The sequence below is a fragment of the Pelodictyon luteolum genome (assembly GCF_001622165.1).
GTDB lineage: Bacteria > Bacteroidota > Chlorobiia > Chlorobiales > Chlorobiaceae > Chlorobium > Chlorobium luteolum_B.
Window position 1 is genome coordinate 1 of sequence record NZ_LVWG01000025.1, and the last position, 19765, is coordinate 19765.

Genomic DNA, 19765 nt, shown 5'->3' on the forward strand with positions numbered 1-19765 from the left:
GGGGGAACGCATGAAGGCAATCATCAGGGATGCCATAGCATTCTACCGGATGCAGCTGGAACACCGGGAGATGTCTGCCCTGGCCGAAAAGCAGAACCGGTATCTTACGCAGATCAATGATGAGCTGCGACTCATGACAACACGGCTTCAGGACAGCGAACAGCGCTTCCGGGCCATGAACGATGCGGCATTCGACCCTATTTTCCTTCTTGATGCAGCCGGCCGTATCGTCTATGCGAATGTGGCGGCCGAAAACATTTTCGGGTACACCCGCAAAGAATTTCTGTCGCTCCGGGTTGGCGATTTGATGACTCCGGAAAATGTCAAAGAAGGAATAATTGAAAAACTGCTTACATCGCTGAACACGGCACCGAGGGAACTGGAGATAGACTGCCTTAAAAAAGATGGAACCGATGTCAACATCGGGATTTCAGTTAACACGGCCAAGATCCTCTCGGTTCCGCATATCATCATGATTGCCAGAGACAACACGCTCCGGGCCCAGGAAGAGAAAAGCTGGCTTGAACTGGAAAAAGTACAGAAGACGCTTGAATCCCAGATTGAACGACGACTCCTGCAGCGACATGTCCCGATTACGCTTGAGGGCGCCTCTATCAGCCACTTCATGCTCTCCTCGGGACACCTGAACGGTGATTTTTCAGACTTCATCGTCTATGAACAACAGCTGGCTGATATCCTGCTCGGCGATGTCATGGGCCATGGCATCCTGTCGGCCCTGGTGGGATCGGGCATGAAATCACTCTACCTGAGGACGATTGCGAGGAAAAGCTTCAGAACAACCGTTCCTGAACTACAAGAAATCGTCACCGATCTCCACAGGGAGTGCATTCATGACCTGCTGGACATAGAAATCTATGCGACCATGCTCTTCTTCAGGCTTGACCTGAAACACAAGAGACTTTCGATGATTGACTGCGGGCATACTTCAACCATTCATGTCCATGCAGCTGACGGCACATGTTCCCTTTTGAAAGGATCGAACCTTCCGATTGGAATGGTTGAGGAGCAGGACTTCGCCTGCGTCGATGTGCCGATCGAGCACGGTGATACCATCGTCATTTACTCCGACGGGATCACAGAAGCCCAGCTGCCCGATCGCTCGTTTTTCGGAGAAGATCGCCTCATCGAACTCGTTACCCGGCACCAAAAGGCCTGCACAGACGATATACTGCTCGCTATCCGCCAGGAGCTCTCTTCCGCAACAGGCGGAACTACCTTTGAAGACGATGCCTCGTGCATTGTCATCCGCATCAGCTGAATCGACTATGGGCATATCCTCCATCCTCATCATCGGCGGCAAGCCCGGAACCTTCCGCCAAACCGCCCGGGCCCCCTTCAAAGTCACCTATGTGGATGATGCCGGGGATGCTGCGGCAATGGTCAGAGACGACGAAATATTCCAGCTTGCCATCATCACCCTCAGCAAAACCGGACCTGCTGTTCTCCCCTTATGCAACAGCCTGCTGGAAGCCACCCCACCGGCAAAAGTAATGTTAGTTGCGGGTGATGACGAACTGCAGGAGATACTTTCCTGGCTTGCAGGACTCACTCCCGGGGACATCAAAAGCTTTACCCGCAGCACCGCGCCTCTGCCGGAGAAAGAAAAACCGGTTACGAGTGCACTCCCGTCCCGCTTCGAAGGCCTCATCGGGGAGTCGCCGGAAATGAAGAAGGTAAAGACCCTGATAGAAAAAATCGCGCCGACGGGCACGACTATTCTGCTGCAGGGGGAAAGCGGTACAGGGAAGGAAGTTCTTGCCAGAGCCATCCACCGCAGCAGCGCACGTAGCGACAGGCCGTTCATCCCGGTTGACTGCGCAGCAATCAGCGGCACGATTATCGAAAGCGAGTTGTTCGGCCATGCTAAAGGAGCGTTCACCGGAGCGGACCGCAGCACGCTCGGCATGATCCGCTCAGCCGACAAGGGAACGTTATTCCTTGACGAAATCGGGGAACTCCCGATGAACATGCAGGCCAAACTCCTAAGGACTCTTCAGGAAAGAGCCGTCAAGCCGGTAGGCGAAAGCAGGATCTACCCCGTCGACATCCGCATTATCGCAGCAACAAATCGAAACCTCGCCGAAGGGGTCAAGAACGGGGAGTTCCGTGAAGACCTTTACTACAGGCTCAATGCCATCACCATCTATGCCCCCCCCCTGCGCGAAAGAGCTTCAGACATCCCGCTGATCTGCCGCCACATCCTCAATCGCCTAGAGAACGAGGGATTTACACAAAAAACTATTTCAGAACGGGCATTGACCATGCTCTCGGCCTACGGATGGCCCGGCAATGTCAGGGAACTCGAAAATGTGATGCGCCGGGCCACCATGCTCACCAATGGCGACACCATTGATACAGATGTACTGTCCTTTGAATCTGGCCACATGCTTGCCCTTGAAGCCTGCGATGTCAATCCCGGAAGCATGGCTTCACATGAAAAAGAGGCTATCCAGAAAGCCCTGCAGAAAACCTCGGGGAACAGACGTGCCGCCGCCGACCTTCTCGGCATCAGCGAAGCGACCCTGTACCGCAGGCTCAAGACCTACAGCATCTGACCCGCTCCGCTCCCCCCTCTCCACACACGCACAAGCACCTCTCTCGATGAGAGAGAGTATCCACTTTGACTTGCATTCTGAAAGCGAAGGTCCGCATCAAAGAAGACGTAAGTCACCCGAACAGCACGCAGACAAAGGCTCTGAAGGCCTCCCCTCAATTTGGCACTGTTCTTGCCATATTTTTCAAGATAAGAACGAGCCTATTTCCTTTAAACCGAAACAATACGGATGGCTAACGAACAGCTCAACATGATCATGACCCGAACAGGACACATCATGATACTGGGATGCTCACACAAAACCGTGCAGCTGCAGGACCTGCTCGGAAAAAAAGGCCATATGGTATCGGTTGCCGGAAACCATGCTGCATATATAGAAGCCATCGAAGCAAAGCCCCCCTACGAGATAACCATACTGACCGACAGCTTCGATGATGCACTCAATAGCTCGCTGCTGACCACTATCAGAACGTCCTGCCAGCCCGGCAACATCATCTGCCTCTGCAGTGGGGACAGCCCTGAAACGGAGCGCCTGATCCGGTCATCAGGCCCGGTTTTCTATGGCAGCTGCGAAAGTTTCATTGCAGAGGCTGACCGGATCATCCAATCGTCATTGGCCGCATCCGGATCAAGAGCAAGCGACAAGAGGGCTGCATCGGTAAAAATGCTTGAGCAACGACTTCTTGCCCCCCCACCATTCACTTTGAACAGCCTCAGGCGCCAAATACACGCCGTAAGAACTGGTGCAGTTAAAATAGCGGGTCGCTCAATGGAAGTACTTATGGCTCTGACGCTCCTTACCCTGACAGGATTGCCTGTCCTGCTGGTGCTGGCGGCAAGAAAGCTTCTCAAGGGAACGCCGGTACTCGATACCGTTTCAATACGGACATCAACAGGAACGGCAGTGAAAGCCTACCGGTTCCATTCCACCGGACATGCTTTTCGCGACATTCCGCTCGCAGTCCTGATTCTTTTGGGGAAACTCTCAATCATTGATACGAATCCGCCTGACCACAACAGCGTAATGCAGTGGAATGCGCTGATACGTGATTTGCAATAGGAACACCATGGAACTCGACCCGACCGTCAGAAAAGAGCTGATCGAGAAAATCAGCGAGACCATCAGCCCTGCAGCCCAGAGACACAGGGCAATGCGGGTATACGTCTGGGAAGCGACAGTCCGGCTCTCCTATAGACTGAAACGGCTGCTCGACATCACCGTATCGGTTGCTGCGACCATCCTGCTCATGCCGGTTTTCCTCATCACGGCGGCAGCAATCTGGATCGAGAACCCCGGACCGGTCCTCTTTGCCCAAACCAGAGTGGGTCGGAACGGCAGGCACTTCAGGTTCTTCAAGTTCCGCTCCATGGTAGTCAATGCCGACTGCATGAAAGATCAGCTTGCCGCAATGAATGAATCAGCGGCCGGAGTGATTTTCAAGATGAAAAAAGACCCAAGGATTACGAAAGTAGGGCGTATAATCCGTAAGTTGAGCATCGATGAACTCCCTCAGCTGCTTAATGTGCTGAAAGGTGACATGAGTCTGGTGGGCCCGAGGCCTCCGCTTCCACGGGAAGTCGCGGAATACACCCTCGAAGAACGCAAACGGCTGCATGTCATGCCAGGCATCACCTGTCTCTGGCAGGTAAGCGGAAGAAGCGACATCCCGTTCAACGAACAGGTCCTGCTTGACATGCAGTATATTCAAAGTTCCAGCATCACCAACGACATCGCCCTGCTTCTCAGGACAGTTCCTGCAGTGCTTACTGGAAGGGGCGCATATTGACAACGAGAGCCACTATGGAATTCAGTGTCGACACATCAGCTGGAGTACGGGTAGGAGTGGCCATCCTTCCCGAACGCATCGACGCGGCCAGCTGTGCAGAGCTTCAGGCGGCGGCTGCGGGGTGGCTGAAACAGACGGCAAATCTGGTATTTGACTGCTCCGGCCTCAACTTCATCGACAGCAGCGGCCTTGGGGTTCTGGTTTCGATCCTAAGAAAGACCATTGAGCAAGATGGGGATCTCAAACTTGCCTGCCTCGGAATGAAAGCCTCCATGCTGATGGAGCTCACCAAGGCAAAACGGCTCTTTTCAATCCATCCTGATGCCGTATCTGCCATAGCGGCCTTCCATGGAGGAGTGCGGCAATGAACACAGGATCAGTGCAGACCCTCATCGTGCTGCGGGAAGAGGAACACGCATGGCTCCAGGACCTGTTCAGAAGCCGCCACCCGATGATGGTGACACTCTGCAACAAGCCCTTCATCGAGTATCTGATCGACTTTGCCATTCTTTCCGGCAGCGAAGCCTTAAGGATCGCAAGCGACAGCCCGATCACCGATCTGGAAAACTACTGCGGGAACGGAAGCCGTTGGGGCATCACCATCGACTATGCACATATTCTTCCCGAAGATGACCGGGAACGGCTCCTCGAAAAGAACCGGCAGTTCTGCTCCAGAGGCAAGACGATGCTGATTGAAAAAACGCTATTTGTGGCCTACGACAAAAAAAACGACTACAGACTATGGCTCAGGGCCTGTCCGGAAGGAGTCGCGGTTTCCGGCACGAGCGGATCAATCACCATCCTTGGTAACAAACAAGAGAACTCCATACCGGGACCCATTCCCGAGCCATCTCTTCCAATGCTCCTCACCATAGGGGAATACTACCGCCTTGCTGACGACACACTGAAGAACGCAGACCGCTACATCCTCCCTGGCTACAGCAGCGAGCCCGACTGTTTTCTTGGAAGAAACGTGGTCATCCAGAAAGGGGCAGAGATCCGCAAGCCCGTCATGATCGGCAACAATGTACAGATCTCGGCAGGCTCGATCATCGGCCCCGGGGCCATCATCGGCAGCAACGTCATCATCGACAGGGAAAGCGTTGTTTCCGGAAGCATCCTCATGGACAACACCTTCATTGGCGAGCAGCTCGAAGTCAAAGGGCGGATTGCTGACGGCAGCCTCCTCATTGATCCGGAAAGCGGAGCGACACTGCAGATGGAAGACCCTCATCTGATGAGCGCTATTCAGCCCGGTGCATCGACAAAGCAGATCATCCGCCGCATTATCCACGCCCTTGCAGCCCTCGCCCTGCTCATCGTCCTTGCCCTCCCGTTTCTCATCCTCCGTCCCCTGCTTGGATTGCGCAGGAACTGGCATACGAAGAAACGCCTCTTCCCGCCGGGGGCAACAGCAAAAAAACTCACCATTGAACAGGTCGTGATCAGACCCGAGGGAGCATACGGCAGACTCGCCATTGCGCTATCCATCGATCGATATCCCTCGCTTTTCAAGGTACTCGGCGGAAAACTCCGGCTGATCGGGCACCGTCCGGCAGTATCTTCGGATACATCAACAATCTCTTCAGGCTGTATCGCCATGAACCCTGCCGTTTTCGGTTATGCAGAAACTGAAGAGTGGCCCGAAAATGAGCGCGATGAACTGATGGTCGACCATTATCATCTTCTTCATAGCGGATCGCTTAACGACATCGGCCTGCTTCTGAAAGCTTTACTGAACAAAAAACATATGTAACACGGGAGGAAACATGAATATTGCAGAATCCACCATCAACGGCATAAAGGTACTCTCACTGGAGGGAGTACTCAACGCAGCTTCATCGCCAAAGTTCAAAGCCTATCTTGAAACGGCAGATCACTCCGGACCCATGATCATCAATCTGGAGCAGGTCGAGTTCATTGACAGCAGCGGGCTGGGGCTGCTGGTTAGGCTTGCCAGACAGAAAAAATCGGCCAATGAAGCCCTGAAGCTGGCAAAGATGAATGACCGGGTGAAGCGCGTGTTCGAGATCACTCAGGCACACAGCCTCTTCGACATATATGATGACATTCAGGCAGCTGCGGGCAACTAATACCGGAGACCATAGTATGACTCAAATTCTTTCGGCAACCCTCAAAGCTGAACTTAGAAACAGCCGGATCGCCGCAAATATCGCCCGCTCAACCGCTGAAGTTTTTGCCGAAGAGCGCAACTTTTCAGGAAATGTCCAGGAGTTCGGCCACACCTTTGAACTCGCCGTAAGCGAAGCGTTCACCAACTCCGTCAATTACAGGGATCCGAGCATCAAAGACATTACCGTGACAATCGGCTTTGAGGAGGAAAGCAACGCACTGACGGCCAGCGTGACAGACAGGAACGCCCCGTTCAACATCCACCCTCCTGAACCCGAAATCACTGAATATCCGGAAGGGGGATTCGGACTGTTCATCATCTGGAAGCTCATGGACGAAGTCTCATGCAGTCGCGAAGGACAGCGCAATGTGCTCTCCATGAAAAAATTCATCAGCAGGCCCTGAAAACCCATAACCCCCCTCCCCAAAACATGGTATCGGTCATCATCGTCAGTTTCAACACCCGGGAAATCCTTGCAGAGTGCCTCATGAGCCTGTTCCGGCATGCCGGAGAAGTCCCTATGGAAGTCTTCGTTGTCGACAACGCGTCCAAAGACGGATCCCCGTCAATGGTCAGGGAACGGTTTCCTGCAGTCCGGTTGATTGAAAACAGTGACAACCGGGGGTTTGCAGCAGCTAACAATCAGGCATACACGCTCTCGCAGGGTGACTATGTCGTCCTGCTCAACCCGGATGCCTACCTTCAGCCCGAATCTCTGGCCAACGCGGTTGCATTTATGGACAGAACCACCGGATGCGGGCTCTCTGGCGGAAAAATCATCTCCCCCAAGGGAACGCTCGAACCCTCGGCAAGGCGCTTTCCCTCAATCCGCTCAAAACTGCTGACCATCTCCGGCATCAGCGGCAGGCACCCCCGCTCCCCCATCCTGAACCGCCATGAATTCGGTGGATTCAACCACGACGCCCCCATGGAGGTCGACTGGGTCCCCGGGACCTTCACCATCGTCCGCCGGAGCATGCTTGAGTCGATCGGTTTTTTCGACGAACGCTTCTATCTCTATTACGAAGAGACAGACCTCTGCCGCCGTGCGAAAAATGCAGGCTGGAGCGTGTATTTCATTCCCGATGCGTCAGTCATACATATCGGCGGAGCATGCAGCAAGACGAGAAAGGAAAAGACTTTTGACGATTCAGGATCACAGGTGCTCTCCTTCCGACTCCGCAGCGAATGCCTCTACTACAGAAAAAACCATGGAGCTGCAATGCTTATCGCATCAACAGGACTTGAAATCTTCTGGAACCTTCTGATCTTCACCAAAAACATGGTTATCCCCTCGGAAGAGGCGCAGAGAAAACGCACGGCATCGATTGGCATCGGCAAACAGACCCTCCGTGCACTAAAAGACACCCGCTTTGGCACAATCTCACCACCAACTCCATGGTAATCATGAGACAACCCGCTCCCCGACAGCCAGACAGAAAAACAGCCGATACGATCAACATAACAGAGTAACATCCCATTAACATTATGGCACGGATTGTCTGATTTCTGTGGCAGTAATGAAGGAATAATTCCCCCTGCAATGCACCACAAATTTTCTTCTCCCCTGATACAACCGCCAGTCGTCAAGGTTTTACAGTGTCTTTTTCTGGCCTTGCTGCTCACCTCATGTGCGGGACTTTCACCCCAGCGTACCAACAACCCACAACCACCCCCTCCCGGCAGGGACCTGACCATAAAGCTTCCAGAAAAATCCCCCGTCTTCGCCAAGAAAGAAGACCTCAATAAAGAAATGAGCGAGGCAAAACCTTTCGAATACCGCCTCGGCCCGGGAGACGTCATCGGCATCAAGGTTTGGCGACGCCCCGAACTCTCGGAAGAACGACTGATCATCTCTCCGGACGGTTTTATTGCTGCCCCCAGAGTCGGCATGCTCAATGTCAACGGGAAAACCCCTGACGAAGTCAAAGAATCGATTACTACAAAACTTGAGGTCCTTTACATCAAACCGGAAGTCACCATACAGGTACATGATTTTCAGAATAACAAGGCCTATGTGCTTGGCAACGTGAACAAACCCGGGTTGGTCCGGTTCACCGGCAGGGGAACACTGCTCGAAGGCCTATCGCTTGCTGGCGGGGTCCCGAAAGAAGACCGTATGACCCGCTGCTCCATCATCAGGGGAAACGATCAGGTGATTTGGATCGATCTGCAGGATCTGCTCTCGAACGGAAACATGAGCCTGAACACCCCCATCCACAACAACGACATCATTTATGTGCCGGAACACGCCCACGACATGATTTACGTCATGGGAGAAGTCAAGACGCCAGGGGCAATCCTCATGCATGAAGGCATGAGCGTACTCAAGGCAGTAATGATGGCAGGCGGCATTGCACGAACAGGCAATGAGGAAAAAGTCTTCATCATCCGTCAGCAGGACACGAATGGCACCGTGGCTGAAATCAACATCAAAAGACTGGTCGAAAACGCTGATTTCACACAAAACTATACCCTCATGCCCAACGACATCATATACGTCAGCCCCTCCGGCATGGCAAAATTCAACTACACGCTTCAGGATATCATGCCGACGCTACAAATCCTCAATCTGGGCACATCTGCGCTGAATTCAGTCAATTCAACCATTATAATCCCATCTCAGCCTTAACAGGTAATTCCGCCCAATCATGCTGAAAGAACAGGCAACAAAGGATCCGCTACCTTTGGGGAAACCCAGAAAGGCTTTCGACTTAGCGGGCTTTATAAAAAGGTACGGCTTATTCATCCTGCTGCTTGGCGGTTTCCTTTTCGCCATGCTGACCCCGCTAATCTTCGTCGTAAAAAAACCATACTACGAAGTTCATGCCCTCATGCAGGTTGACCCCACGGTACCAACCCTTTTCAGCAACACTGAAGAGTCGTCCATCGTCAGTTACTACCCGCGCTATATCAGCACGTCGGCACAGGCGATGACAACCATCGACATCCTGATAAAAGCGCTTGATTCAATGAAGCCGGCTGACAGAGAGGCCCTCTTCCCCAAAGGGGTCCCCACGGAAACTTGTGCAGCCATTCTTCATAACATGGTATCGGTTACTCCTGGCAACAGAGATCACATACTCACCCTTCAGATTTCCGGGAGCAAACCTGAGGGGCTTGCAGAGTTCCTCAATACTCTCATGCAGACCTATATGGAGGAAACCCGCAAAGCGAGCAACAACTCTAACAGCGACAGGCTCAAATTCCTCTATGCCCAGAAAAATGTCATCACTCAAGAGATGTCTGCCATTGAGCGGGATCTTGACAGTCTGACCCGGGATATCGGAACGTCATCTTTTTCTGAAACCTTTAATATCGCAGCAAAAAACAGCGACAACCTCTTACGGTCCTACAACTCTGTCCTCAATGAACGACTTGCATATCAAACCAATTATAATGCCCTCAAGCAATCAAATAACGAATTAAAAAAAATTGCTCTGGACCCATTAGTCAATGAAATTGTCTTAACAAACAATGCTTTGACTAGTACAGAATCATGGACCTACCAACAGCTCCAACAGTTGAGAAGCACCACCGACGGGCTGACAGAAATCAACCCGGAGCGTATTTATGTAGAAGGGCAAATGAAATCAATGAAAGCCTATGCACAGGAGCTCCGTGAAGAAGTACGCAACAAGGCAAAACACATCATCCTTGGCAAAAGAGATATCGACATGCAAAAGTCGGTAATCATCGCCAAAAACAATTATGAAGCCGCACAAGCAAGAGAAGACACGCTGCGGATAGCAATCAATGAAAACAGCAAGGAAGCAAAACGTATCTCGATAGGCATCCACAGAGGTGAATATCTTTCAGCCAACTGGCAAAACAAGTTCGACCTCCTCAACAACATTGAAAAACGGATTACCGAAATTGAAATCGAGAAAAAATCCCCCTTGCGCCTTTCCGTTCTTTCTATTGCCCGCACGCCGAAACAGCCACTCAAATCAAACATCAACAAGATAACGATCCTGCTTCTCATTGGTAGTTTCGGCCTCGTTGGCGGAGCGTTCGCAACTTATGAATTTTTTGACGATACCATCAGAAGCAGCAAGGATATCACACATGCACTTGGGCACCCTCCCGTACAAACCATCGTCAACCTCCGGGCGCCGAATGCAGAGGATCCGGAGCAGCTAAGCCTTGCTCCCGATGATTTCCGAGCACATCAGATCGGCAGCCTTGCCGTTAAATTCTTTAGGGAAAAAACATCGAACAATTCCAGGTCGCTCATTTTCACAGGTACGGATAAGGGCGTAGGATCATCAGCCATCACATTCAGCTGCGCAAAAGCCCTCTCGCAACTTGTACCTAAAGTACTCATTATCGATGGAGACATCGAAGCCACTCCAATTGATGAGGAAAATGAATTCCGGATCAGCCTGCCGGGACTCTGCGATTACCTGGCCGACTCAATGACGCTTGAAGAATGCATAGTCAGCACTCCCGGTGACAATATTGATATGATGTATGCAGGCAATATCACCGGTAGAAGTGTCCCACGCCAGAAAATTCCCGAACTCTTTGCTGAACTGAAAGAGAAATACGATTTCATCTGCGTTGACAGCACTCCCCTGCTCCAAAGCCACCTGACTGAGCAGTTCGCCATGCATGCCGATATCGTCACCCTGATCTCACTCGGCGATAGCTCTAAATTCAGGGATCTGAGAAAAGCCGCATCTTTGCTGGTTCTTCTTGGAGTGCCGAGCATCGCGCCAATCCTGAACTTCGGTGGGATACGCAAAAGCTTGACCATTGCAGAAATGTTCGATAACCCCCCCGCGCTCATAAGTAAAGTGGTTCCAGAAAAGATACTTGACGGGATCAGGCGTTCGCCCGTCGGGATCCGCATGATTGACAAGCTACTGCAGTTCACACAGAAACTCCAGCAAACAAAAGATTAGTATGAAGACAAGCCGGCAGGTGATTTCAGCAACAGAGCCAGACTTTACCAGGGAACATGCCGTCCCGGGCAAATACGAACCGGGCAAATACCTTCTGGCTTCAATACGGCGCTATCAGTCATTGAGAACAAAAGGTCTTCCAGGTAAGTTACTCTCAAAAATCACCGTACTCCAACATCGATTCTGGAGCGCGGTTTGTGGAGCGGACATCCCAATCAATGCCAACATCGGAGGAGGTCTCCTGATCCCTCACCCAAACGGCATCGTAATCCATCCTGCGGCAATAATCGGTCCCAACTGCCTGATCATGCATCAGGTCACTATCGGCACTACGGGAAAAGGGACTCCAATCATTGAAGGCCATGTCGATATAGGTGCTGGCGCAAAGATCTTGGGAGAAGTACACATTGGAGCCCATGCACTAATAGGAGCCAATGCGGTGGTACTCAAAAATGTACCGGCAAACACGACCGCAGTCGGCGTACCGGCAAGAATCAAGGGTAATCCGTGAAAAAGAAATCGTATGATCAATTGCGGGAAATGAAAGAAAAACATACGACACGGTTATGCATAGCTTACGCTGCCGGACCGGGTGATATCGTTAAAACATTTTCCTATTGGCAGAAAGGAAACGACGACCCTCATCAGGTTTCGACAACCTACAGCGCAATGTTCTTTGATGCATGCCGTTCGCTCAATGCGAGGGGTATCGCCATTTCTTCATGCCCCAGAAAAGACCGTATCGTCACGGACCTGTTCCATATCGAAAACCTCCCTAAAAATCCACAGGAGAATGCCATTGCGTTTCATAAGGAACAGGTTAGCTATGTTCTAAGGGTTGCTGATTTTGCTAAAAAGCAGGGTGCAGACTTCCTGATCCTCAGTGAGGCTACAGGATATTTTTTCCCGCTTCTATGGGCAATACCCTCAAGGATGAAGCTGATCCCCACGCTGCACTGCAACCTCAAGTCTCGTTTTCGACCTCTCTCTGCAGCTCAGAAGCTGATACAGTTCATGAATGCTATGTTTTTCATCAGAAAAGCATCGGCCATCATGTCCGTTTCACCAAGCGTAACCGAACAGATTGAGGAGATGACTTACGCCATGGCCTCACCGGTCCATCGCTTCTATCAGCTCTATCGACGAGAGTATTTTGAGCATATCAATCCGCCAATACATCATAATAAACCCTTCAATATTCTGTTTGTAGGGCGGATGGAGACCGATAAAGGCATTTTTGACCTGCTTCAGATCGCCAAGGACCTCAGGGAAAAAGGACACACGGACATCGTCATCAATCTTTGTGGTGGAGGATCAGAAGAAACCGGGCTGCGCATGGCAGCATCAGCGTATGGGATAGAGGAAACATTCCGAATCCATGGCTTCTGCCGCCAGGACGAAATGCTTGAGCATATCAACAATAGCCATGCATTCATCGTCCCGACAAGGACAACATTCGAAGAAGGATATAACAAAGCACTTGTGGAGGGGCTGCTTTCAGGAAGACCGGTCATCACATCCATTGTATGCGCCTACCCACACCTTGAAGAGCTCAACAGCGGAATCATTCTTGTCCCGCCTGATGAAACTGAAGGATACCGTCAGGCCATTGAACAACTGGCTTACGACAGCGCATTTTATGCAGAAAAACAAAATGGAACTCAGAGGGGCATGGAACCATTTTTCGACCCGGCATGCTCTTGGCAGGCCGTGCTAGAACGCATCATTACAAACATACCGAAGCATGGGTAATCCCGGAGCTAACATTCTGGTGCCCTTAGCCTTTTTCCTCTGGCCTGGCGTTGTCATTCTGCTGTACAAGAAGCTGGATAAACGACTTGTACCGGTCATTGCCTATGTCGCAGGCTGGATGTTTCTGCCGTGCGCGGAGTATGATATCTTCATGCTGAAAAACACCAAATCAACAGTAATTGGATACAGCCTGCTTGCCGCAACATGGCTCTTTGATAAAGAAAAACTGTTCAGCTACCGATTCCGCAGCATAGATATCCCCATAGTATTATGGTGTACGACCCCTTTTTTCTCTTCACTTGCCAACGGACTGGGAATATATGATGGCTTGGCCTCAACACTCTACACCACAATTAAATGGGGTATCCCGTACTTTTTTGGTCGAGTCTATTTTAACGAAAGTGATATTCTCAAGACCCTTGCAATAACCATCTTCATCGGGGGGCTCGTCTATATCCCTTTCAGCTGGTTCGAACTCATCATGAGCCCTCAGCTTCACCGACTGACATACGGGTTTCATCAGCATGACTTTCTTCAGACACTCAGGGAAGATGGAGGATATCGCCCCATGGTCTACATGAACCATGGCTTGATGACCTCTATGTGGATGATGCTTGCTTCACTCCTTGGAATGTGGCTTTACATCACGAAAGTCCTTCCAAAGAAAATCTTTTTTCTTCCGTCATCCTTACTGCTGGCCCTCCTGATTGGTACATTTTTAATGTACCAATCAATGGGAGCCATATTTTATTTCGCGATGAGCCTGCTGATCCTATACATTGGCATCAAATGGAAAAACGCCGTTCTCGTCATAGTCTTGCTCGTGACGCCATATATCTATATCTTTTCAAGATCTACTGGATCTTGGGATGGAACAAATCTCACCAATTACATCGCAGAGAAAATCAGCCCGGCCAGAGCACAGTCACTGCAATTTCGCTTTGACAACGAAACGATCCTCATTGATAAAGCGCTTCAGGGCAGTTTTTTTGGCTGGGGAGGCTACGGTCGGGCAAGGGTCTTTACTGATAGTGGAAAAGATCTTTCCACTACAGATGGCCTTTGGGTCATAACACTCGGAAATCAGGGGAGCTATGGATTGTTATGGCTGCTTTTTGCTGTACAGCTGCCAACCATATTTTTCATCAGCAGGAAAAAGCCCGTTCAATGGGAATCGCCTGCATATGCGGCGCCGGCAGCAATGGCTGTTTTCATCGCGTTCACAATGGTAGACAACCTTCTGAATGCGATGGTCAACCCTATTTATCTCGTCTTTGCAGGGGGGCTTCATGGTTTACTGCTCAACAAAACGGACTTAAGCCTTGAATCGAGCGAAGAAACAGAACTCGACCTGTTCAGAGAATTCGACAAACTAACAAGCAGATTCCTTTCTGATCCTGGAAATTCGCAATCAAAATTCATCAACTGACTCCCATGTCAACCAAGAATAAACTAAAAACAGCCTGGCTGGCCGCATTCATTCTGCTCCTTACGGCAAGCTTTTCTCCGGGAACAGATTCCTCAAGGGTGTTCGGACTGGATATCGTTTTTCATCTCGGGATCTATGCCATCCTGGCGGCAGTTCCCCTCATTGCCCTGAAAAAACGCCTGACGGCGTTTCTCGTCGCATTAGCCATTGCCCCATTGGGCCTTCTGTTTGAAACGATGCATGGTTCGACAACCGGATACGGCTTCAAGATGATGGATGCTTTTTACAATAACCTGGGGATTACGGTTGGCATGATCACTGGCATCATGGTTCGATTGAAACATCATTACGAAAAATAATCCCGGAACCACATCGCATAGACACCGCAAGTACCTATAGCTCTCAATTAGAGAGCCCCCTAGCAGTCCACACCTCTCCAGATGCCAGCACGGCCTCACCGCCGCATCCAGCAGATCCCGTAAGCCTTTATAAATGAACGGCATAACGATTCGCATGGTTTTGGCACATGTTTTGCATGTATGAGTCAGAGTACGATTCATCCAGCAAAAAACTGCGCCCCATGCATCTCACAGAACTGCTCGCTCTCGGATTGAAGCACGGACGGAACACCATAGCCGAATCGGCCTATATTCTCGCCGATATCGATTTCACCCGGCCAGTCACATTCCATGCCCTTCTCAATGAAAGGTGCAACTGCCTTTGCCGTCACTGCGACCACTGGCGCCTTGACAAATACACTGACGAGATGGGGATAGATGAGTGGAAAAAGACACTGCTGAGCATCAGAGACTTCACTGGTTCCTATGCAATAAATTTCAGCGGAGGTGAACCTCTTATCAAGAAAGGCTTCATTGAGCTGCTGAATTTTTGTTCATCAAACAGCATATACGCCGGTATGACTACCAACGGAATGCTGCTTGAAAGACACGCGGCCGAACTGGTTGCCGCAAGGCCATTCAATATCAACATTTCACTCGACTCCCATAAGGCAGACACGCACGACTATATCAGGGGACGCGAAGGACTGCACGAAAAAATATGCAGGGGGATAGCACGCCTGAAGGAAGAGCAGAACCGCCAGGCAATCAGCTTTCCCATCATCATCAAGCCGACCGTCATGTCGCTCAATTACAGGCACCTGCCCGAGCTTGTACATTTTGCTGAACAACTCGGCGTATCAGCAGTAAACTTCCAGCCGCTCGGGAGGTGGACGGAAGAGACCAATAATGAACTGTGGATCGAAAAGGAAGAGTGGCCAAACCTCGAGAATGTCATGCAACGCCTGATCGTCATGAAACGGGAAGGCGCTCCTATCATGAACAGCGAGGAAATACTCGGATTGATGACCGCCAGTTTTCGGGAGGAAAAAGCATCCACAGAAAACCTTCCCTGCCGAATCGGCCTCCACGAGTACTTCATTCGCCCAGACGGTGATGTCAGGCTATGTTTCCACTTCCCCTCCATCGGTAATGTATCCGGGCACTCGGCAAAAGAAATTTGGCGGGGAGCGGAGGCACAAAAAATCCGAAAAGCCACGCTTCAATGCGACAAGCTATGCCTTCTGACCTGCCTCTCACAGAAATCGTTAGGAAACAAGATCAGTCAAGCAATAACGATGCTTTCGGGACAAAAAAAGTAATGCACAAGGAACCTCCGGCCATGACCCATTTGAGCGACAAGACACAAGCGATTGAAAATGCTTTGCCTCACATCGACTGTGTACTCATCGGGATCAATAGTGAAAAAACGGTGGGCCGCTGCATCGAATCTATCCAGGCAGCAGATTACCCCACAAAAAGACTGCATATCTACTATGTCGACGGGGGATCTTCAGATGCAAGCATTACCATAGCCAAACAGTATGAAGGGGTTATCACCATTGCGCTCAGGCCAGTGCATCCAACCCCTGGACTCGGCAGAAACGCTGGTTGGAAAACCGGGTCATCTCCCCTGATCCAGTTTCTCGATTCTGATACCATACTTGATCCCGGCTGGTTCTCAAGCGCAATCAAAGCAATAAGACCTGAGAAGATCGGAGCCGTTCAGGGGCTGCTTAGCGAACTGTACCCTGAGAGGTCTTTCTATAACTGGATCGGAAATCTGGAATGGAACGGCCTGAAAGGAGAATGCGAATCATTCGGGGGTAATGTGATTGTAAAGCGTGATGCCCTTGAAATGACCGGCGGCTATGATGAGGAGATGGTCGGAGGAGAAGACCCGGAACTCAGCAGACGAATCATCAGAGCAGGCTGGAAGGTCATTCAGACCGGGGTGCCGATGGCGCAGCATGATCTGGCAATGACACGTTTCAAACAGTACCTCCGCCGAACTTTCCGCACCGGCTATGCCTTTGCTGCCGTAAGAGAGCGGGAACGCTCCGCTGGAAGTCGTTTCTGGCAATACGAATACCGAAAGATCATTATCAAGGGGGGAGGGTTTTCCTTCAGCCTACTTCTTGCGATCCCCCTCATGGCAGTCGGGGCTCCAGCAGCCAGCATCACAGCACTCGCGTTAGCCGCGCTGGGCACCGCCCTGCTCCTCAACCCCCGGATTTTCAAGGTGGGCCAGTTCATGCGTGAACAGCAGCTCGCGCGCAAGGAAGCCAGATCATATGCCTGGCACTGCTCTCTTGTCGTACTCCCGCAGCTGGCAGGAGTACTCCGCTACCACATAGGACGCATATTTAATAAACCTCTTCGGAACCGGCCAGCCAGGATAGCATCAGAAATTTCAGTCCAGACGCCATGAACAACGCCACAACCATAGCCTACCTCTGTAGCGAATATCCCGCCGTTTCGCACACTTTCATTTTCCGCGAAATCGAATCGCTCCGCCGGGCAGGCATTCTGGTACATACCGCCACCATCCGCAGGACGTCAAACTTGGGATTGATGACCGCGAGCGAACAGGATGAGGCCAAGCGCACCTTTGCCGTGATCACCGAGCCCCTCCCCGCAATATTCAAGGCTCATGCAAAAAGCCTGACCAGAAACCCGGCAGGCTACCTGCGTATGGCCGCCGCGGCACTGAAGCCGGCATTCACCGGCCCCTGCAAGCCAATCAAGGCCGCAGCATACTTCATCGAAGCAGGCATCCTTCTCGAATGGCTGCACGGACTAAGCATCACTCACGTCCACGAGCATTTCGGAAACCCTACCGCCATTGTTGCCATGCTGATGAAAACCTACGGCGGCCTTTCCTACAGCATCTCCGTCCACGGCCCCGACATCTTCTATCAGATCGATTCAGCCATGCTCGATGAGAAGGTCCGCCATGCCAGCTTCGTCCGCTGCATCAGCCATTACTGCCGGAGCCAGATCATGCGCATCAGCCCCTCGTCGATGTGGGAAAAACACCATATCGTCCGGTGCGGGGTTGATCCTGACACCTGGTTGCCGCGCCCCGAGCCCGATAACGAGGTGCCACAGTTGCTCTGCGTAGGCAGGCTAGTACCGGCAAAAGGCCAGCACATCCTGCTGAATGCCTGCGCACTACTGAAAAATGAGGGGGTGCGCTTCCATCTCACGCTTATCGGAGACGGCCCTGACAGGACATCACTGGAACAGTTCAGCCGTGAACATGGGCTTGAAGGCGCAGTCACATTCACTGGCATCCAAGGCCAGGACAAGGTGCGTGAATGGTACGACATGACTGACATGTTTATCCTTGCCAGTTTCGCCGAAGGTGTTCCCGTCGTCCTGATGGAGGCCATGGCCAAGGAGATTCCGGTCATCTCCACCCGAATCACCGGTATTCCCGAACTTATCGAACATGGCCATAACGGACTGCTTGCAACCCCCGCAGATACCGAAGACCTTGCCAGAAAGATCCGCACCCTGATTGAAGATCCTGAAATGCGGAAACGATTGGGCCGTGAAGGACGGAAGAGCGTCGAACGCCGATACAACCAACACATCAACAACAATAAAATGGTCGACCTGTTCAAACAGGCCGTTGCACAGGCATGACAATCCCATCCATTTTTCTTGTTACGCTGATCATCATAACAGCTGTACCCTCACTCTATCTGCTGATCACGACGATTGCATCGTTCTTTTTCAAGAAGGCAGAGCCCGCAACCAATCGGTTTCTCAACATAGGTGTTCTGATCCCTGCGCATAATGAAGGCATTGCCGTCCGAGAAACCATAGAGAACGTCCTCCGGTGCGACTACCCTGCAAACAGGTTCGAAATCTTCGTCATTGCCGACAACTGCGACGATGACACGGCTGATCATGCCCGCAACGCAGGAGCCACCGTGTTTGAACGCTCGAACACAGACAACCGAGGTAAAGGACAGGCCCTCGACTGGTTCCTGAGGAATCATAGCAGTCGATACAGGACAACAGATGCCATCACCATCATTGATGCAGACGTCACTCCAGACGTCAACTACCTCCGAGAAATCAGTGCTTCACTCAGCATTCCCGCTGTCAGTGTCGTCCAAGGATACAACGGGGTCAACAATCCGTCAGCAGGATGGCGACCAGCTCTTGTAGATGCGGCATTCAATGTCTTCAACCACCTCCGTCTGGCAGGATCCTTCATACTCAGCGGATCAGCGGCACTGAAAGGCAACGGCATGGCATTCAGAACCCCAGTACTTGAACGGTACGGTTGGCCATGCCATTCCATCGTCGAGGATCTGGAATTCACACTTCGTCTTCTCCAGGACGGCACTGCAGTGTACTATAACCCGGATGCTATTGTGACCAGCGAAATGGTGACCAAGGGCAGCCACGCAAGCAGCCAGAGAGCCCGTTGGGAAGGCGGACGGTTTGGCCTGGTCAAAAGCATGAGCATGCCGCTCCTGCGTCTCTTTACGAAGACCGGCAACCCGAAGTTTCTCCATGCATGGGCAGATCTTGCAATTCCGCCCCTCGGACTCCTTGTTCTGCTCTTCATTCCAGGAACTCTGGCGGCAATACTTCTTAGCGGCCTCTGGATCTGGATAGGAGCGGCATACTGGCTCATCGTCATATTCTATCTGCTATCGGCCCAAATCCAGAGAAAAGCGCCATTCTCGACGTGGGTTTCACTTCTTGCGGCACCGATCTACATACTCTGGAAAATCCCGATCTACCTGAAAATGATCATCGGAAAACAGGGAAAAGGTTGGGTTCGAACCACCAGAGAAACTCTGCACAATAACTAGATCCA

19 protein-coding genes are annotated in these 19765 nt (G+C 51.4%); all 19 read left to right on the top strand.

From position 1 onward, the window contains the following. On the top strand, window positions 1-1279 hold a 1279-nt coding region (locus tag A3K90_RS04520; RefSeq protein WP_303681380.1), incomplete at its 5' end, for a PP2C family protein-serine/threonine phosphatase. Window positions 1280-1286: 7 nt separating this feature from the next. After that, window positions 1287-2576, top strand: a complete 1290-nt coding sequence (locus A3K90_RS04525; protein ID WP_303681381.1) for a sigma-54-dependent Fis family transcriptional regulator — start codon at window positions 1287-1289, stop codon at window positions 2574-2576. A 228-nt stretch (window positions 2577-2804) separates the two neighbouring features. After that, window positions 2805-3635, top strand: a complete 831-nt coding sequence (locus A3K90_RS04530; RefSeq protein ID WP_303681382.1) for a hypothetical protein — start codon at window positions 2805-2807, stop codon at window positions 3633-3635. 7 nt (window positions 3636-3642) lie between these two features. Continuing rightward, complete coding sequence (locus A3K90_RS04535; RefSeq protein ID WP_303681384.1) at window positions 3643-4362, top strand: sugar transferase; 720 nt, start codon at window positions 3643-3645, stop codon at window positions 4360-4362. Between the two features lie 14 nt (window positions 4363-4376). Next, complete coding sequence (locus tag A3K90_RS04540; protein ID WP_303681385.1) at window positions 4377-4730, top strand: STAS domain-containing protein; 354 nt, start codon at window positions 4377-4379, stop codon at window positions 4728-4730. Further along, complete coding sequence (locus tag A3K90_RS04545) at window positions 4727-6118, top strand: sugar transferase (protein ID WP_303681386.1); 1392 nt, start codon at window positions 4727-4729, stop codon at window positions 6116-6118. The genes A3K90_RS04540 and A3K90_RS04545 overlap by 4 nt, the downstream gene beginning before the upstream one ends. A gap of 13 nt (window positions 6119-6131) precedes the next feature. Next, on the top strand, window positions 6132-6455 hold the full coding sequence (locus A3K90_RS04550) for an STAS domain-containing protein (protein ID WP_011358097.1): 324 nt from the start codon (window positions 6132-6134) through the stop codon (window positions 6453-6455). A gap of 16 nt (window positions 6456-6471) precedes the next feature. Further along, window positions 6472-6900, top strand: coding sequence for an ATP-binding protein (locus tag A3K90_RS04555; protein ID WP_303681387.1), 429 nt, complete (start codon window positions 6472-6474; stop codon window positions 6898-6900). Between the two features lie 26 nt (window positions 6901-6926). Further along, window positions 6927-7901: a glycosyltransferase family 2 protein gene (locus A3K90_RS04560; RefSeq protein WP_303681388.1), complete on the top strand. Its 975-nt coding sequence runs from the start codon at window positions 6927-6929 to the stop codon at window positions 7899-7901. Window positions 7902-8249: 348 nt separating this feature from the next. Further along, complete coding sequence (locus tag A3K90_RS04565; RefSeq protein ID WP_303681389.1) at window positions 8250-9128, top strand: polysaccharide biosynthesis/export family protein; 879 nt, start codon at window positions 8250-8252, stop codon at window positions 9126-9128. Window positions 9129-9147: 19 nt separating this feature from the next. After that, window positions 9148-11403 carry a hypothetical protein gene (locus tag A3K90_RS04570; protein WP_303681390.1) on the top strand — a complete coding sequence of 752 codons (2256 nt, stop codon included), beginning with the start codon at window positions 9148-9150 and terminating at the stop codon, window positions 11401-11403. A gap of 1 nt (window position 11404) precedes the next feature. Then, on the top strand, window positions 11405-11914 hold the full coding sequence (locus A3K90_RS04575) for a serine O-acetyltransferase (RefSeq protein WP_303681392.1): 510 nt from the start codon (window positions 11405-11407) through the stop codon (window positions 11912-11914). Beyond that, window positions 11911-13155: a glycosyltransferase family 4 protein gene (locus A3K90_RS04580; RefSeq protein WP_303681393.1), complete on the top strand. Its 1245-nt coding sequence runs from the start codon at window positions 11911-11913 to the stop codon at window positions 13153-13155. The genes A3K90_RS04575 and A3K90_RS04580 overlap by 4 nt, the downstream gene beginning before the upstream one ends. Continuing rightward, window positions 13148-14584, top strand: coding sequence for a hypothetical protein (locus A3K90_RS04585; protein ID WP_303681394.1), 1437 nt, complete (start codon window positions 13148-13150; stop codon window positions 14582-14584). Before A3K90_RS04580 ends, A3K90_RS04585 begins: the two co-directional genes overlap by 8 nt. 5 nt (window positions 14585-14589) lie before the next feature. After that, window positions 14590-14943, top strand: coding sequence for a hypothetical protein (locus tag A3K90_RS04590; RefSeq protein WP_011358105.1), 354 nt, complete (start codon window positions 14590-14592; stop codon window positions 14941-14943). Between the two features lie 221 nt (window positions 14944-15164). Further along, window positions 15165-16244 (top strand): radical SAM protein, encoded by a 1080-nt coding sequence (locus A3K90_RS04595; protein WP_223267038.1) that lies wholly within the window; start codon window positions 15165-15167, stop codon window positions 16242-16244. Further along, a complete protein-coding gene (locus A3K90_RS04600) occupies window positions 16244-17353 on the top strand; it encodes a glycosyltransferase family 2 protein (RefSeq protein ID WP_303681395.1) in 1110 nt (369 codons plus the stop codon). Before A3K90_RS04595 ends, A3K90_RS04600 begins: the two co-directional genes overlap by 1 nt. Next, window positions 17350-18573: a glycosyltransferase family 4 protein gene (locus tag A3K90_RS04605; RefSeq protein ID WP_303681397.1), complete on the top strand. Its 1224-nt coding sequence runs from the start codon at window positions 17350-17352 to the stop codon at window positions 18571-18573. The genes A3K90_RS04600 and A3K90_RS04605 overlap by 4 nt, the downstream gene beginning before the upstream one ends. After that, a complete protein-coding gene (locus A3K90_RS04610; protein WP_303681398.1) occupies window positions 18570-19760 on the top strand; it encodes a glycosyltransferase family 2 protein in 1191 nt (396 codons plus the stop codon). Before A3K90_RS04605 ends, A3K90_RS04610 begins: the two co-directional genes overlap by 4 nt. Window positions 19761-19765 lie beyond the last annotated feature (5 nt).

Coding starts and splice junctions, on each gene's coding strand:
- A3K90_RS04530 (WP_303681382.1), top strand. CDS start 2,805: ATGGCTAACGAACAGCTCAACATGATCATGACCCGAACAGGACACATC.
- A3K90_RS04550 (WP_011358097.1), top strand. CDS start 6,132: ATGAATATTGCAGAATCCACCATCAACGGCATAAAGGTACTCTCACTG.
- A3K90_RS04535 (WP_303681384.1), top strand. CDS start 3,643: ATGGAACTCGACCCGACCGTCAGAAAAGAGCTGATCGAGAAAATCAGC.
- A3K90_RS04585 (WP_303681394.1), top strand. CDS start 13,148: ATGGGTAATCCCGGAGCTAACATTCTGGTGCCCTTAGCCTTTTTCCTC.
- A3K90_RS04540 (WP_303681385.1), top strand. CDS start 4,377: ATGGAATTCAGTGTCGACACATCAGCTGGAGTACGGGTAGGAGTGGCC.
- A3K90_RS04590 (WP_011358105.1), top strand. CDS start 14,590: ATGTCAACCAAGAATAAACTAAAAACAGCCTGGCTGGCCGCATTCATT.
- A3K90_RS04570 (WP_303681390.1), top strand. CDS start 9,148: ATGCTGAAAGAACAGGCAACAAAGGATCCGCTACCTTTGGGGAAACCC.
- A3K90_RS04595 (WP_223267038.1), top strand. CDS start 15,165: ATGCATCTCACAGAACTGCTCGCTCTCGGATTGAAGCACGGACGGAAC.
- A3K90_RS04560 (WP_303681388.1), top strand. CDS start 6,927: ATGGTATCGGTCATCATCGTCAGTTTCAACACCCGGGAAATCCTTGCA.
- A3K90_RS04555 (WP_303681387.1), top strand. CDS start 6,472: ATGACTCAAATTCTTTCGGCAACCCTCAAAGCTGAACTTAGAAACAGC.
- A3K90_RS04565 (WP_303681389.1), top strand. CDS start 8,250: ATGAGCGAGGCAAAACCTTTCGAATACCGCCTCGGCCCGGGAGACGTC.
- A3K90_RS04600 (WP_303681395.1), top strand. CDS start 16,244: ATGCACAAGGAACCTCCGGCCATGACCCATTTGAGCGACAAGACACAA.
- A3K90_RS04525 (WP_303681381.1), top strand. CDS start 1,287: ATGGGCATATCCTCCATCCTCATCATCGGCGGCAAGCCCGGAACCTTC.
- A3K90_RS04575 (WP_303681392.1), top strand. CDS start 11,405: ATGAAGACAAGCCGGCAGGTGATTTCAGCAACAGAGCCAGACTTTACC.
- A3K90_RS04605 (WP_303681397.1), top strand. CDS start 17,350: ATGAACAACGCCACAACCATAGCCTACCTCTGTAGCGAATATCCCGCC.
- A3K90_RS04545 (WP_303681386.1), top strand. CDS start 4,727: ATGAACACAGGATCAGTGCAGACCCTCATCGTGCTGCGGGAAGAGGAA.
- A3K90_RS04610 (WP_303681398.1), top strand. CDS start 18,570: ATGACAATCCCATCCATTTTTCTTGTTACGCTGATCATCATAACAGCT.